At 61.6% G+C, this 15,685-nt stretch carries 11 protein-coding genes; 10 read left to right on the top strand and 1 reads right to left on the bottom strand.

Features of this window, described 5'->3' with window-relative positions:
• Positions 1 to 112: 112 nt before the first annotated feature.
• Entirely contained in the window at positions 113 to 2,074 is a 1,962-nt protein-coding gene (locus AC1DHT_RS15230) for an oxidoreductase (protein WP_427546385.1), read from the bottom strand.
• A gap of 217 nt (positions 2,075 to 2,291) precedes the next feature.
• Between AC1DHT_RS15230 and AC1DHT_RS15225 the strand changes: the two genes are divergently transcribed.
• The 10 genes from AC1DHT_RS15225 (at position 2,292) to AC1DHT_RS15180 (ending at position 15,664) form a co-directional block, all read left to right on the top strand.
• On the top strand, positions 2,292 to 3,341 hold the full coding sequence (locus AC1DHT_RS15225) for an ABC transporter substrate-binding protein (protein WP_427546387.1): 1,050 nt from the start codon (positions 2,292 to 2,294) through the stop codon (positions 3,339 to 3,341).
• A 143-nt stretch (positions 3,342 to 3,484) separates the two neighbouring features.
• Positions 3,485 to 4,132, top strand: coding sequence for a TetR family transcriptional regulator C-terminal domain-containing protein (locus tag AC1DHT_RS15220; protein WP_427546389.1), 648 nt, complete (start codon positions 3,485 to 3,487; stop codon positions 4,130 to 4,132).
• A gap of 92 nt (positions 4,133 to 4,224) precedes the next feature.
• Positions 4,225 to 4,941: a response regulator gene (locus AC1DHT_RS15215; RefSeq protein ID WP_427546391.1), complete on the top strand. Its 717-nt coding sequence runs from the start codon at positions 4,225 to 4,227 to the stop codon at positions 4,939 to 4,941.
• Positions 4,942 to 4,946: 5 nt separating this feature from the next.
• Positions 4,947 to 5,720 (top strand): substrate-binding periplasmic protein, encoded by a 774-nt coding sequence (locus tag AC1DHT_RS15210; RefSeq protein ID WP_427546393.1) that lies wholly within the window; start codon positions 4,947 to 4,949, stop codon positions 5,718 to 5,720.
• The gene (locus AC1DHT_RS15205) at positions 5,717 to 7,978 is read left to right on the top strand and encodes an ATP-binding protein (protein ID WP_427546396.1); all 2,262 of its coding nucleotides are present in this window, start codon (positions 5,717 to 5,719) and stop codon (positions 7,976 to 7,978) included. The genes AC1DHT_RS15210 and AC1DHT_RS15205 overlap by 4 nt, the downstream gene beginning before the upstream one ends.
• A 209-nt stretch (positions 7,979 to 8,187) precedes the next feature.
• Positions 8,188 to 9,600 (top strand): amino acid permease, encoded by a 1,413-nt coding sequence (locus AC1DHT_RS15200; protein WP_427546399.1) that lies wholly within the window; start codon positions 8,188 to 8,190, stop codon positions 9,598 to 9,600.
• Between the two features lie 330 nt (positions 9,601 to 9,930).
• Positions 9,931 to 10,722, top strand: a complete 792-nt coding sequence (locus AC1DHT_RS15195) for an enoyl-CoA hydratase/isomerase family protein (protein ID WP_427546402.1) — start codon at positions 9,931 to 9,933, stop codon at positions 10,720 to 10,722.
• Positions 10,723 to 10,767: 45 nt separating this feature from the next.
• Entirely contained in the window at positions 10,768 to 11,928 is a 1,161-nt protein-coding gene (locus tag AC1DHT_RS15190; protein WP_054597340.1) for an acyl-CoA dehydrogenase family protein, read from the top strand.
• 18 nt (positions 11,929 to 11,946) lie between these two features.
• A complete protein-coding gene (locus AC1DHT_RS15185; protein WP_427546406.1) occupies positions 11,947 to 14,046 on the top strand; it encodes an acetate--CoA ligase family protein in 2,100 nt (699 codons plus the stop codon).
• Between the two features lie 10 nt (positions 14,047 to 14,056).
• Positions 14,057 to 15,664: a 5-guanidino-2-oxopentanoate decarboxylase gene (locus AC1DHT_RS15180; RefSeq protein WP_477761389.1), complete on the top strand. Its 1,608-nt coding sequence runs from the start codon at positions 14,057 to 14,059 to the stop codon at positions 15,662 to 15,664.
• Positions 15,665 to 15,685 lie beyond the last annotated feature (21 nt).

Below are 15,685 nucleotides of genomic sequence, written 5' to 3'. Positions count from 1 at the left end.
ATGGCAGTCACATCAACATTGACTGATGCACCGTCATCGCGAGCAGGCTCGCTCCCACATGGACTGTGCTTGACTTGCAGCCAGACGTAAAAGTCCCGGAGTATAAACAGCCTCAAAGCTCCCAGGCGACTTTCAAGCCTTCATAAATCGCTTCTTCGGCGGTGCGCGGGGCCAGACAGTCGCCGATCCGCCGAAATTCCACTAGACCTTGCAGCTCGAGACCCAAGGTATCCACCGGCTGATGGCCCTGACACAGCACCAGCGTATCGACGTTTTCAAACAGCATCGGTTCGCCGCTGGCGGTGTGTTGCAAGTAGACGGTGTTGTCGTCGCAACCGTAAAGCCGCGCATAAGGCGTGATCGGGATACCCAGCTTATGCAGTTCGCCGGCCAGTTGATCGCGCACGTACAGCGGCAGGTTTTCCCCGCAGTGGGTGCCATTGACCGCCAGTTGCACCTGGTGTCCGGCGCGCACCAGGCGTTCGGCAATGCCGGGGCCGATCCAGTCACAGCGCCAGTCGACCACCACCACCGAACGGCCAATCTGCACCTCATCGCGCAGCACCTGCCAGGCGTCCACCACCTGCAACTCACCGCCGCGTTCGAATGCCGGCCAGTAGGGCTCGGCGCCAGTGGCGACGATTACCATGTCCGGCTGTTCGCGCTCCACCAAGGCGCGGTCGACCCGGGTATTGCGCACCACGCGCACCCCGGCCAGTTCCATTTCGCGTTGCAGGTTGGTGCTGGCACCGCCGAACTCGCTGCGCCGTGGCAACAGTTGCGCCAGCAGCACTTGCCCACCGAGTTGCGAACTGGCCTCGTAGAGCGTCACCTCATGCCCGCGTTGCGCAGCCACTGCCGCAGCTTTCATCCCGGCCGGACCACCGCCGGCAATCATGATGCGTTTGCGCTGGGTGGTCGGTTGTCGCTGGCCGAACAGCAGCTCGCGACCGGTTTCCGGGTGCTGAATGCAGGAAATCGGCAAACCTTTGTGGAAGTGCCCGATGCACGCCTGATTGCAGGCGATGCAGGCCCGCACATCTTCGGCGCGGCCGGCGTCGGTCTTGTTGGGCATTTGCGGGTCGCAAATCAGCGCACGGGTCATGCCGCACACATCGGCCTGGCCACGCGCCAGAATCAGTTCGGCTTCCTGCGGCTGGTTGATCCGGCCGGTGACGAACAACGGAATGCTCAGGCTGGCCTTGAAGGTTCCGGCTTCCTTGGCCAGGTAAGCGGCTTCGATCGCCATCGGCGGCACGATGTGCACCGCGCCACCCAACGACGCCGAGGTTCCGGCGACGATGTGCACATAATCCAGCTGCGCTTGCAGCGATTTGACCGCTTGCAGCGACTCGTCTTCGGTGAGCCCCTCGGGGTCGCGCTCATCGGCGGAAATGCGCAAGCCGATGATGAACTGCTCGTCGGTGTTGGCGCGCACGGCGGCGATCACTTCGCGCAAAAAGCGCAGGCGCTGTTGCAGGTCACCGTTGTAGTCGTCGGTGCGGCGGTTGACCCGTGGGTTGATGAATTGCGCCGGCAGGTAACCATGGCTGGCGACCACTTCGACACCGTCCAGCCCGGCCCGATACAGGCGCCTGGCAGCGGCACCATAACCGGCGACGATCTCGTCGATCATCGCCTGATCAAGCGCGCGCGGCATCACCCGAAAACGCTCGTTGGGTACTGCCGAAGGCGAATAGGCAACTGCCAGCAGGCCATCGCTGGACTCCATGATCTCGCGTCCCGGATGGAAGATCTGCGAGAGCACCACGGTGCCGTGGGCGTGGCAGCTTTGCGCGAGTTTTCGATAGCCCTCGATACAGGCGTCGTCGGTCGCCATCAGCACATGCGAGGTGTAGCGCGCGCTGTCATGCACACCGGCCACTTGCAACACGATCAACCCGACACCACCTTCGGCGCGTGCCTTGTGATAGGCGATCAGTTGTTCGTTGACCAGGTTGTCGGTGGGCATCGAGGTGTCATGCCCGCTGGACATGATGCGGTTTTTCAGGCGTTTGCCACGAATCTGCAAGGGTTCGAACAGATGCGCAAAAGCTGGGGTCGAGGTCGGCATGGTACGGGTACTCCAGGCGGGCTGAAGCCGAAAGGCCGGGTTTTCGGCGTTGTTATTATTGCCCTATAGAAATTTACCGTCAGTAAAAAATCAACTTGTTTTTTTACTTATGCTTGCAGTAGCTTGTTTTGGCGCCCACTCCTGGGGCGAACCTCACCACAATAAAAAATGGGTCACGCCGGCATTGCCTGAGTGACACCTGCACGAGGAACCACTGATGAAATCGAACACGCTCAAGCACGGTTTTTATCCCTTGTTGTTGACCTTGGCCATTGGCCTTGGCAACGCTCAGGCAGCACCGGAGATGGTGGTGGTAGGTTACGGCGGAGCCGGACAAAAAGCCCAGGATGTGGCGTTCTTCCAACCCTTCAGCACGGCGGATCGGAGCAAGCTGATCCAGAGCGAATACAACGGCGAAATGGCCCGGATCAAAGTGATGGTCGATACCGGCAACGTCGATTGGGACGTGGTGCAGATCGAAGGCCCGGACCTGATGCGCGGCTGCGACGAAGGCATGTACGAACGCCTGGACTGGAAAGCTCTGGGACACGCCGAGCAGTTGATCCCCGAGGCCGCGCAGGAATGCGGTTCCGCCGCGCTGGTCTGGAGCGTGGCGATTGCCTACGACACCCAGAAGCTGGCGCAGGCTCCGACCTCATGGGCCGACTTCTGGGATGTGCAGAAATTTCCCGGCAAACGCGGGCTGCGCAAACGTGCGGTGTACAACCTGGAGTTCGCCTTGCTGGCGGACGGGGTGAAAGTCGAGGACGTGTACAAGGTGCTGAGCACTCCGCAGGGCGTCGACCGGGCGTTCGCCAAGCTCACCGAACTCAAGCCGCATATCCAGTGGTGGGAAGCCGGCGCGCAACCGGCGCAATGGCTGACCGCCGGCGATGTGGTGATGACCTCGACCTACAGCGGGCGCGTGGCTGCTGCCGCGCAAAGCGGCAGTCACCTCGGATTGGTCTGGCCGGGGAGCCTGTACGGCATGGACTACTGGGCGATCATCAAGGGCTCCAGACACGTCGATCAGGCCAAGCGATTTATAGCTTTTGCCAACCAGCCGGATGCCCAGGTCAAGTACGTCGAGCAGATTCCTTACGGCCCGACCAACACCCAGGCCGCCGCGCGACTGGACAGCAAACTGGCGCAATGGGTGCCGACTGCCCCGCAAAACCTCAAGGGTGCACTGTCGATGAACGTGCCGTTCTGGGTCGATCATGGCGAGGAACTCGAAGAGCGCTTCAACGCCTGGGCCAGCAAGTAATTGCAACGGGGCGACTGACCGAGCCGTGCGGGAAAACCCGGGATCTGACGCTGGAGACTTTTGTCGCTCTTGCTGTACAGTCGTTTAGCCCGCGGTCTTCCCGGCTGAGGTCCCTACCGATTGATCTATGGAGAGTGTCGCGCATGAGTCAGGAAGCCCGTTTTTCCCGCATGGAGCCGGAGTTGCGCAAGGCCAACCTGATCGAGGCAACACTGGTGTGCCTCAAGCGCCACGGCTTCCAGGGCGCATCGATCCGCAAGATTTCCGCTGAGGCCGGGGTTTCGGTCGGGCTGATCAGCCATCACTATTCGGGCAAAGACGAACTGGTGGCCGAGGCTTACATGTCGATCACCGGGCGGGTCATGAGCCTGCTGCGCGAGGCCATGGAACAGGCTGCACCGAATGCCCGCGAGCGTTTGTCGGCGTTCTTCCGCGGCTCGTTTTCCGCCGAGATATTGGACCCGCAACTGCTGGACGCCTGGCTGGCGTTCTGGGGGGCAGTCAAGACCGCGGAGGCGATCAACCAGGCGCACGATCATTCCTATGGCGAGTACCGCGGCATATTGCGCAAGGTGCTGACCGAGTTGGCGCAGGAGGAGGGCTGGGAGCACTTCGACGCCGATCTTGCGGCCATCAGCCTCAGTGCCTTGCTCGACGGCTTGTGGCTGGAGTCGGGACTCAACCCGGGGACCTTTACCCCGGAGCAGGGCATGCAGATTTGCGAAGCCTGGGTCGACGGTTTACAGGCCGGTGGGCGCCAGCGTTTTTGCTTGCAGACGACGGGCTGTTGATCGTCCGTTCAGCAATGGATACTCTCTGGCGCCAGTGCAGGAAAAAACTCTAATAAGAAACACGCCTTCGGGCATACGCAGGATTCCAAGCGATGGCTCCTCGGGTACTGATCGTCGATGACGATCCGCTGATTCGCGAACTGCTGCACGCCTACCTGTCCCAGGAAGGTTATGAAGTGCATTGCGCCGCCACGGCGGAACTCGCCGAAACCTTTCTGGCGAGCCAGACTGTCGATCTGGTGATGCTCGATATTCGCCTGCCGGGCAAGGACGGCCTGACCCTGACCCGGGAGCTGCGGGTCCGTTCGGAGGTCGGGATCATTCTGATCACCGGCCGCAATGATGAAATCGACCGCATCGTCGGCCTTGAATGCGGCGCCGATGACTATGTGATCAAACCCCTTAATCCACGCGAACTGGTGTCCCGGGCAAAAAACCTGGTACGACGGGTTCGTCATGCCCAAATGCCGCAACCGGTTGCAGCGATCCCTCGGCCGGTCAAGCAGTTCGCCGCCTGGGCCCTGGACACCGACCGCCGACGGCTGATCGACCACGCCGGCAGCGAAACGATGCTGACCCATGGAGAGTACCAGTTGCTCAGCGTATTCCTGCGCAACAGCGGCCACACCTTGAGTCGCGACCAGTTGATGGACCAGATCCGCAACCGCGAGTGGGTGCCTAACGATCGTTCCATCGATGTGCTGGTCGGGCGTTTGCGGCGCAAGTTGAACGACGATCCGGCCGAGCCGCAATTGATCATCACCATCCACGGCGCCGGTTACCTGTTCACCGCCAGCGTCGCGGCCTGAGCCGTATGTTGCGGCTGTTTGGGCTGATGTTGGCGCTGTTGTCCAACAGCGCGATAGCGGCGGAGAAGGTTCGCTACTGCGACTATCCGGTGTACCCGCCAATCTCCTGGAGCGACGGTAAACAGGTCCGCGGCCTGGCCCCCAGCGTGGTGAAAAACCTTTTCGGGCAACTGGGCTACGAGGTCGAGTCCGTCGTGCTGGGCAACTGGAAACGCTGCCTGCTGGACGCTGCCGAAGGCCGGGTCGACGTGGTGCTGGCCTACAGCACTGTGCAACGCGAGCAGAGCATGGTGTTTTCGACGGTGCCGGTGTTGCGCGAAGAGGTCGCGCTGTTCACCAATCGTCAGCACCCGGTGAAGTTCGAACGCCTGGAGGACCTGGCCAACTACCGGGGCGGGTTGTTGTTCGGTGAAAGCTACGGCGTGGATTTCGACCGCCTGGTCGCCCAACACCAGAACATCGAATGGGTGTCCGACAGTAGCCAGAACTTCGGCAAACTGATTCGCGGGCGCATCGACTTCATCACCTCGGAACGGCGCACCGGGCAGTTGTACGTCGAAAACCTGCCAGGGGCGCAAGACATCGTGGCCTTGCCGAATGCCTTGAGCGTGGATTATCTGCGGGTTGCGGTGTCACGCCGTTCTCCGCTGGCCAGCCGCATGCCGGACATCGATGCGCAGTTGAAGCGGATGGTCGATGCCGGGGAAATCGACCGTTGGCTGAACGAAAGTGAAGTGACCTATCGCGACATGATCAAACTGCCGGCAGATGCGCAATGATTCGCGCACGGCCCGGTGGACTGTTGCGGCGCCTGCTGCTGTTCATTCTGTTGTTCAGCCTGTGCTTCACCATGCTGGCGAGTACCGTGCAACTGTATTTCGAATACCGCCGCGAGATGCGTGACATCGACTCGCGCATGGAGCTGATTCGCGCCGGTTACCTGGCCAGCCTGGAACGCAGCCTCTGGGACCTGAACCAGGAACAGTTGAATGTGCAACTGCGCGGTCTGGTGGATTTCTCCGATGTGGCACGGGTTCGTCTGGCCAGCCCGGACTTCGATCTGCTGCAAGGCAACCAGGACCCGATCGGACCGTTGCGCGTCGAGCGTTTTGAACTGGACTACCAACCGCCAACAGGTCCCGTGCGGCATTTGGGACAATTAGAGGTCAGCACTGATTTGGGCGCGGTGCATCAGCGGCTGTTCGCCACCGGTTTGACCAGTCTGTTATGGATGAGCGTGTTTCTCTGCGGGCTGGCGGTGGCCCTGTCGGGACTGTTTTACCGTCTGGTCACGCGGCACCTGCAAGTCATGGCCGGGTTTGCCCGGCGCATCGCCGCCGGTGACTGGCATGAGCCTTTGCATCTGGACAAGAGCCGCAGCGCCAACGAAGACGAAATCGACACGGTGGCTCATGCGCTGGACGATATGCGCCGGGCGATCCTCAGTGACATTGATCGGCGCGAAACCGATCGCCTGGCGTTGCAGAATAACCGCGATGAGCTGCTGAGAATGGTCGAGCGCCGCACGGCCAGCCTGATGCGCGCCAAGGACGAAGCCGAAGCGGCCAACCTCGCCAAGTCGCGGTTCCTGGCGACCATGAGCCACGAACTGCGCACGCCGCTCAACGGCATCCTCGGCATGGCCGAGTTGCTGCGCGGTGCCAGTCTTGGCGAGCGCGACGGCAAACGTCTGGATGCGCTGTACAAGGCTGGCGAAGGGTTGCTGACGATTCTCAACGAAGTGCTGTATTTCGCCCGGCTGGAAGAGGGTGAAACCCACCCGGAGCCGGTCGACTTCTCGATCCGGCACTTGCTCGACGAGGTGCTGACGCTGCTGGAGCCGCGCGCGCTGAGCAACGACACAACACTGCACTGCCGCATCGATCCACCGGTCGCCGACAGGCATCACGGCGCCGAGCAGTTCTTGCGTCAGGTGCTGAGCAACCTGCTGGCCAACGCGATCAAGTTCACCGAGGGCGGGCGGGTCAGCGTCGAAGTCACGTTGCTGGCGCAAGATTCGGGACAAACCGGCCAACGGCTGCGGCTGAGCGTGACTGACGACGGCATCGGCATTGCTCCGGCGATGCAGGCAAAGATTTTCGAACGTTTCACTCAGGCCAGCGAAGATGTTGCGCAACGCTTTGGCGGTACCGGGCTCGGCCTGGCCATCAGCAAGCATTTGGTGGAGCAACTCGGCGGACGGATCGGTGTTCAGAGCGAGAGGGGGCAGGGTAGCTGTTTCTGGTTCGAGCTGACGTTGCAACCGGCCACCGGCATGAGCAATGTGGTATCGAGCAGCGCAGCGGGTCACATGCTGAACGTTCTGGTGGTCGAGGACGTGGCGCTGAACCGTGACGTGGTCAGCGGCTTGCTGCAACGCGACGGGCACCAGGTCTGGCTCGCCGAAGAGGCCGAACAGGCGCTGGCGCAATGCGCGAGCCAGACCTTCGATTTGATCCTGCTCGATGTGCACCTGCCGGGTATCAGCGGCGTCGAGCTGTGCAAACTGATTCGCAGCAGCGCCGGGCCGAACCGTCATAGCCGGATTTTTGCCCTGACGGCCAGCGTGCAACCGGCGTTGGTGCGCGGTTATCTGGATGCCGGCATGGACGGCATTCTCGCCAAACCCTTGAAGCTCGAAAACCTGCGGCAGGCGCTGGCCGGGCAGTCGCCAATTCCCGAGCCGCACCCCGATGACGAGGCGATGGATTGGCCGCTGTTACAGACTCACCGGACCTTGCTCGGTGAACAGAAGGTTCAGGGCTTGCTCGCGGTGTTGCGTCATTCGATCACTCAGCATCAAGAGGCGCTAACGGAGGCCATCGAGGCCGACGATTGCACCGAAGTCGCCCACCTGGCCCATCGCTTGGCCGGCAGTAGCGACTCATTGGGCTTTCGCGCACTGGCCAATGTGCTGCGTTTGTTGGAAGAGGCGGCGCTGGTCAACGATGAGTCGGCGTTGCGGGCGTTGGCACCGCAGGTGCATGAGCAATTGCAGCGTTCGCAACAGACGCTGGCCGAGCTGTTGAACGCCTGACATACAAGATCGTTACGACTTTTTACATCTTTGATCTTTACGTTCAACGTGAACTTACACGGGTTTCCAATAATCGACGCAACCGCCGTCAGCGCGGTCTTCGAAGCTTATTGGAGATAATAATAATGAACTGCCGTAAAGCTGATCCTTCCCAGCGTCATGACGTCCTGTCATCCGCCGCGCACCTCGCCGACTACTGAGGTGCCGACATGAGCGAAATTATCGAACGCAAAGGCATCCAACTGACCCGTGCCCTGAAAAGCCGGCACATATTCATGCTCTCGCTGGGCGGCGTGATCGGCACCGGGCTGTTCATGGGCTCTGGCGTGACCATCAACCAGGGCGGTCCGGTGGGGGCGATTCTGGCCTACCTGGTCGCCGGCTTCCTGATGTACCTGGTGATGGTCTGCCTCGGTGAATTGTCGGTACAGATGCCGGTGTCCGGTTCGTTCCAGACCCACGCCACCAAGTTCATCGGCCCGGCCACCGGGTTCATGATCGGCTGGGTGTACTGGATGAGCTGGGCGTCCACCGTCGGCCTGGAATTCACCGCGGCCGGGATGTTGATGGTGCGTTGGTTCCCGACAGTGCCGATCTGGTACTGGTCGGCGCTGTTCGTGGTCGTCTTGTTCGGGCTGAATGCATTGGCCACTCGTGCTTTCGGTGAAGCGGAATACTGGTTCTCCGGAATCAAGGTTGCGGCGATTCTCGGTTTCATCGTGGTCGGCGTCCTGGTGATCTTCGGCGCGATCCCGCTGACCAGTGGCGCACCGGCGCCGATGATGAGCAACCTGATCGGCGACTCGTTGTTCCCCAACGGCTTGCCCGCAGTGTTCGCGGTGATGATGACCGTGGTCTACGCCTTCCAGGGGTGCGAGATTATGGGCGTGGCTGCCGGCGAAACCGATCAACCGGAAAAAAGCATCCCGCGTGCTGTGCGCAACGTGGTGTTCCGCGTGCTGATCTTCTATGTGCTGGCGATCATAGTGCTGTCGGCCATTGTGCCGTGGCAGCAGGCCGGCTTGATGGAAAGCCCGTTCGTGCAGGTGTTCGACATGGTCGGCATTCCTTACGCTGCCGACTTGATGAACTTCGTGATCCTCACGGCAATTTTGTCGGTTGGTAACTCCGGTCTGTACGCTTCGACCCGGATTCTATGGGCCATGTCGAAGACCGGAATGGCGCCGAAAAGTCTCTCGCCGTTGAGCAAACGCGGCGTGCCATTACGGGCGCTGAGCATCACCTTGTGCTTCGCGCTGGTGTCGCTGATGACCAGTTTCATCGCTGCCGACACCTTGTTCATGGTGCTGATGGCGGTGAGTGGGATGTCCGGCACCGTGACCTGGATCGTCATTGCACTGGCGCAGTACAAGTTCCGCCGCGCCTATATCCGCGATGGCGGCAAGCTCAGCGACCTGAAATACCGTGCGCCGTGGTTCCCGCTGCTGCCAATCCTTTGCATTGCCTTGTGCTGCTCGCTGTTCGTATTCCTGGCCATGGATGAAACCCAGCGTCCTTCGCTGTATTGGGGCTTTGGGTTCATGGCGCTGTGTTACGGCGCGTATTTCCTGATTCACCGCAAACGCCAAACGGTGTTGGCGCCGAGCCTGCCGACCGTTTGATTCCTTGATTTAGCGCATTCCCTGTGGGAGCGAGCCTGCTCGCGATAGCGGCGCCACATTCAACATCTCTGTTGACTGATCGACCGCTATCGCGAGCAGGCTCGCTCCCACAGTGGTTTGCGGTGCCCTGTACCCAGTTGTTCAAAGTTGTAACAGCGCAGCTGCGGTACGGCCAAGAGGTAGGAAAATATTCAATAGAAACAATTATTTAAAGATCTTTTAAGGCTGTTACAGCCAATTTCCTCGCAGATTGCCGTCTTGCTGAACACTCGTTTAGTATGACCTCAAGTCGCATCACCTCATGCCAAACACAATAATTCGAGGACTCGCATGACTACTCAATCTTCTCTGCTCAGTCAGGTCGAAGCGGGCGTTGCCTGGATCACCCTCAATCGCACTGCACAGCGCAATGCGCTGGACATTCCAACCCTGAAAAATCTTCACGCCTTACTGGATGACTTCAATGCCGACCCGGCCGTTCGGGTTGTTGTATTGACCGGTAGCGGCCGCAGTTTCTGCGCCGGCGCCGACCTTGCCGAGTGGGCCGAAGCCGAAGCCCGTGGAGCGCTGGAAAGCTACGGCTGGACCGAAACCGCCCATGCGCTGATGAGCCGGCTGTACAGCCTGGACAAACCAACCATCGCAGCGATCAACGGCACTGCCGTCGGCGCCGGGATGGACCTGACGCTGTGCTGCGACCTGCGCATCGCCGGGCAATCGACGCGGTTCAAGGCCGGCTACACCAGCATGGCGTATTCGCCGGACGCCGGTGCCAGCTGGCATCTGCCACGGCTGATCGGTACCGAACAAGCCAAACGCCTGCTGTTTCTCGACGAGTTGTGGGGCGCCGATCGCGCCTTGGCAGCGGGACTGGTCAGCGAAGTCTGCGCTGACGAACAACTGCTCGGCGCCGCCAATGAATTGGCCACGCGCCTGGCCAACGGCCCGACCTTCGCGTTTGCCCAGACCAAGAAGCTCATGCGCGAAGGTGCCCAGCGCAGCCTGCCGGAACAACTGCAAGCCGAACTGGCGGCGGGCTTGCTCTGCGGTCGCAGCGAAGACGGCGCCGAAGCTTTGCGCGCGGCCATGGAAAAGCGTCCGCCACAGTTTGTCGGCAAGTAGACCCACGCCGCTCATCTATTCAGTGAACGAACAACAGGTAACACCATGAATTTCCAGCTGACCCAAGAACAAGAAATGTTGGTGGACGCGGTCCGCAGCTTTGTCGCCAAGGAACTGCTGCCCCATGAAGAAGCGGTCGATCGTGCCGACGAAGTCTCCCCGGAGCTGGCGGCACAGATTCGCGGCAAGGCCATCGCGGCGGGCTTCTATGCCTTCAACATGCCTGAAGAAGTCGGTGGCGGCGGTCTCGATTACCTGTCCCAGGCGCTGATCGAGCGGGAGCTGTCCAAGGTTTCCTGGGCGCTGCATGTGTTTGTCGCTCGGCCGTCGAAAATCCTCATGGCCTGCACCGGCCAGCAAATCAACGATTACCTGCTGCCGTGCATTCAGGGCGAGAAGATCGACTGCTTCGCGCTGACCGAACCGGGCGCCGGTTCCGATGCCAACGCGATCAAGACCCGTGCGGTGCGTGACGGTGATGACTTCGTGCTGAACGGCAGCAAGCACTTCATCAGCCACGCCGGGCACGCCGATTTCGCCATCGTTTTCGCAGTCACCGACACCTACGAACACAACGGCCGCAAGCGCAACGCGGTGACCTCGTTCCTGGTAGATCGCGACACCCCGGGTATGACCATTCGCCGTGGGCCGAAGTGCGTGAGCAACCGCGGTTACCACACCTTCGAAATGTTCTTCGACGATTGCCGCGTACCGGCCTCCAAAGTACTCGGCGAAGTCGGCAAGGGTTGGGAAGTGGCCAACGCCTGGCTGACGGCCGGGCGGGTGATGGTCGCGGCCAACTGCGTTGGTCAGGCCCAGCGTGCACTCGACGTGTCATTGCAATGGGCCGCGGATCGCAAGCAGTTCGGCCAGCCAATCGGCACCTATCAGGGTGTGTCGTTCAAGTTGGCCGACATGGCCACGCAGATCCGCGCGGCTGAACTGCTGACCTTGCACACGGCGTGGAAGATGGATCAAGGCACGATGACCGATGGCGAGGCCGGAATGGCCAAGCTGTTCGCCAGTGAAGTGCTCGGTCGGGCGGCCGATGAGGCGGTGCAGATTTTTGGTGGCATGGGCCTGATGGATGAAGGGCCGGTGGAGCGCATCTGGCGTAACGCGCGGATCGAGCGGATCTGGGAGGGCACTTCGGAAATCCAGCGCCACATCATTTCCCGCGAACTGCTGCGGCCGCTGTTGCGCTGATCGCCCCGGAGAATACCGATGTCCCAGACGATTCGTGACAATCTCAAACGCCTGCTCGCGCCGCGCCATCTGGCGTTTGTCGGTGGCCGCAGCATGGCTCGGGCCCTCAAGCGTTGCGCTGAAGGTGGCTACTTTGGGCAACTGTGGCTGGTTAACCCGCGACATGAAAGCCTTGAAGGCGTGCCGTGTGTGCGCAGCATCGCCGAACTGCCGTGCGGTCCGGACGCGGTGTTCGTTGCGACCAACCGTGAACTGACCCTGACCTGCGTCGCCGAACTGGCCGCCAAAGGTGCGGGCGGGGTGATTTGCTACGCCTCCGGTTTTGCCGAGATCGGTGCTGAAGGTCAGGCACTGCAACAACAGTTACTGAAGGTTGCCGGCAACATGGCCCTGCTCGGACCTAACTGCTACGGCTTGCTGGATTATCTGCACAGTGCGGCGTTGTGGCCGGTGGCTCACGGCGGAAAGCCGGTGGAGCAGGGCGTTGCGGTGCTGACCCAGAGCGGCAACTTCGCTTACAACCTGTCGATGAGCGATCGTTCGCTGCCGGTGGCTTACATGGCCTCGGTCGGCAATCAGGCGCAACTCGGTATTGCCGAATTGATGGACGTGTTGCTCGACGAGCCTCGGGTCACTGCCATCGGCTTGCATCTGGAGGGTCTGAAAAATGTTCCCGGTTTCGCCCGTGCGGCGCACAAGGCGCTGGAGAAGGGCATTCCGATTATCGCCTTGAAAACCGGCGTGTCGCAGATCGGTGCCGAACTGGCCCTCAGTCACACCAGCTCGCTATCGGGCTCCGATACGCTGTACGACAGCCTGTTTGCACGGCTTGGGGTGATCCGCGTCAGTGGCCCGGTGAGTTTTGTCGAAACCCTCAAGGCTGCGGCGTGCGGCAAGCTGCCGGCGGGCAACAGCCTGATTGCGCTGGCCTGTTCGGGCGGCGATGCGGGGCTGATTGCCGACTATGCCGAACGTAACGACCTGAGCCTGCCCAAGCTTGATGAGCGTCAAACCGATGAGCTGGCGCAGGTGTTGCCGAGCTACGCCAACCTGGTCAATCCGCTGGATTTCACCACGGCCATTTGGGGCGACGGTGAGGCCTTGAACCGCATGCTCGACAGCGCCCTGCGCACTGAAGCCGATGCGGCGATGCTGGTGCTGGACTATCCGGCGGAGTTCACCGGCGAGCGCAAAGAGTGCGACTTGCTGCTTGAGCTGTACTGCCAGGCGTTGGTCCGTCACGGCAAGACCGGTTTCGTCACCTCGGCCTTTCCCGAACTGTTACCGGCCAGTGCCCGCGAGCGGTTGCACGCTCAAGGTGTGGCTGCGTTGCAAGGCGTTGAAGACGGGCTGGCTGCGTGGGGCCGAATCGCCGGTTATCAGCGCAATCGCCAGGCGTTGCTGGCCCTTGGTGAATCGGCGCTGGTGCCGCTGTGTCCGCAGGCGCTGGACGGTGAAGGCCAGTTGCTCAATGAGTGGGACTCCAAACAGGCCTTGCGTGCGTTTGGCCTGCCGACTCCAAACGGCGTGCTGAGCACCCCGGACCAGGCGCTGAATGACGCCGATGTGCTGGGTTATCCCTTGGTGCTGAAGGCGCTCAGCGCGCAATTGCCGCACAAAACCGAAGCCGGCGCCGTGGCGCTCAACCTCAAGGATGGCGCGGCTCTGAGTGCCGCGCTGGAAAAGATGCGTTCGAGCATTGCCGATTACGCACCGAATGTGCCGTTCGATCGGGTGCTGCTGGAGCCCATGGCTACATCGCTACTGGCCGAACTGATCGTCGGCATCAAGCGAGAAAACGACTTTGGCCTGGCCTTGGTGATCGGTGCCGGCGGGATTCTGGTGGAGTTGCTCAAGGACAGCCGCAGTCTGCTGCTGCCGACCACCGATGGCGCGATTCGCAAGGCGTTGTTGAGTCTGCGCAGTGCCGCGTTGCTGCAAGGTTTTCGCGGTCGTGAAGCGGCAGATCTGGACGCATTGGTGGCGGCGATTCGTGCCGTGGCCGATTACGCCTGCGAAAACGCCGGGCAGTTGCTGGAACTCGATGTGAACCCATTGTTGGTCGGTGCCCACGGCACGACAGCGGTCGATGCGTTGATTCGCCTCGGCCACAAGTGAGGATATGAACATGCAAACCACGACTTTGACCGGCGGCCAGGCGCTGGTACGTCTGCTGGCCAACTACGGCGTCGATACCGTATTCGGGATTCCCGGGGTGCACACTCTGGAGCTGTATCGCGGCCTGCCCGGCAGCGGCATTCGCCACGTGTTGACCCGACACGAGCAAGGCGCCAGTTTCATGGCCGACGGTTATGCGCGGGTCAGCGGCAAACCCGGCGTGTGCTTCATTATCACCGGGCCGGGCGTGACCAACGCCGCGACCGGCATCGGTCAGGCTTATGCCGACTCGATTCCGATGCTGGTGATTTCCAGCGTCAACCACACCGCCAGCCTCGGCAAGGGCTGGGGTTGCCTGCACGAAACCCAGGACCAGCGCGCCATGACTGCGCCGATCACCGCGTTCTCGGCGGTGGCGCTGAGCACCGAGGACCTGCCGGAGCTAATCGCCCGTGCCTATGCGGTGTTCGACAGCGAACGGCCACGGCCGGTACACATCTCTGTGCCGCTGGATGTGCTGTCAGCGCAGGTCTCTCGCGACTGGAGTCATGAAGTGGTGCGTCGCCCCGGACGCGGCGTACCGGCAGCGACTGCGCTGGATCAAGCGGTGGCCAAGCTGCAGGCGGCCAAGCGTCCGATGATCATTGCCGGTGGCGGCGCGCTGAACGCGGCGCAAGAACTTCAGAGCATTAGCACCCGGCTGGCTGCGCCGTTTTTCACCAGCGTCGCCGGCAAAGGCTTGTTGCCGCCGGATGCGCCGCTCAATGCCGGCTCGACCCTGTGCGTGGAACCGGGTTGGCAACTGATCGCCGAAGCCGACGTGGTGCTGGCCGTCGGCACCGAAATGGCCGACACCGACTTCTGGCGCRAGCGCCTGCCGCTGAATGCCGAACTGCTGCGCGTGGACATCGATCCGCGCAAGTTCAACGACTTCTACCCATGCGTGGTGGCGTTGCAGGGCGATGCGCAACAAACCCTGGCGGCGTTGCTGGAGCGCCTGTCGCCCGACACCCGCGATGCCAGTGCGCCTATAGCGGCAGTGGCTGCTTTGCGAGAAGCGGTGCAGGCCGGCCACGGTCCGTTACAGTCGATTCATCAGGCGATTCTTGAGCGTATCGCCGCTGAGCTGCCGGACAACGCGTTCATCAGCACCGACATGACCCAACTGGCCTACACCGGCAACTACGCCTTCAACAGCCTGGCGCCGCGTAGTTGGCTGCATCCGACCGGCTACGGCACGCTGGGGTATGGCTTGCCGGCGGGAATCGGCGCCAAGTTCGGTGCGCCGCAACGGCCAGGGCTGGTGCTGGTTGGCGATGGCGGTTTTCTCTACACCGCGCAGGAGCTGGCGACTGCCGTCGAGGAGCTGGACAGCCCGCTGGTGGTGCTGCTGTGGAACAACGACGCGCTGGGGCAGATTCGCGACGACATGCTCGGGCTGGATATCGAACCGATTGGCGTACTGCCGCGCAACCCGGACTTCGCCGCCCTTGGCCGGGCGTTCGGCTGCAGCGTGAGCCAGCCGCAGAGTCTGGCTGAGCTGCAAACCGATTTGCGCCACGGCTTCAAACGCAACGGCGTGACCCTGATCGAACTCAAGCATGCGTGCGCGCACTGACTTTCAAACATTGTTGCGGGG

The organism is Pseudomonas sp. 05N432, from assembly GCF_056396945.1.
The sequence above is the reverse complement of the archived record's forward strand: the minus strand, read 5'-3'. Positions and strand labels throughout refer to the sequence as shown.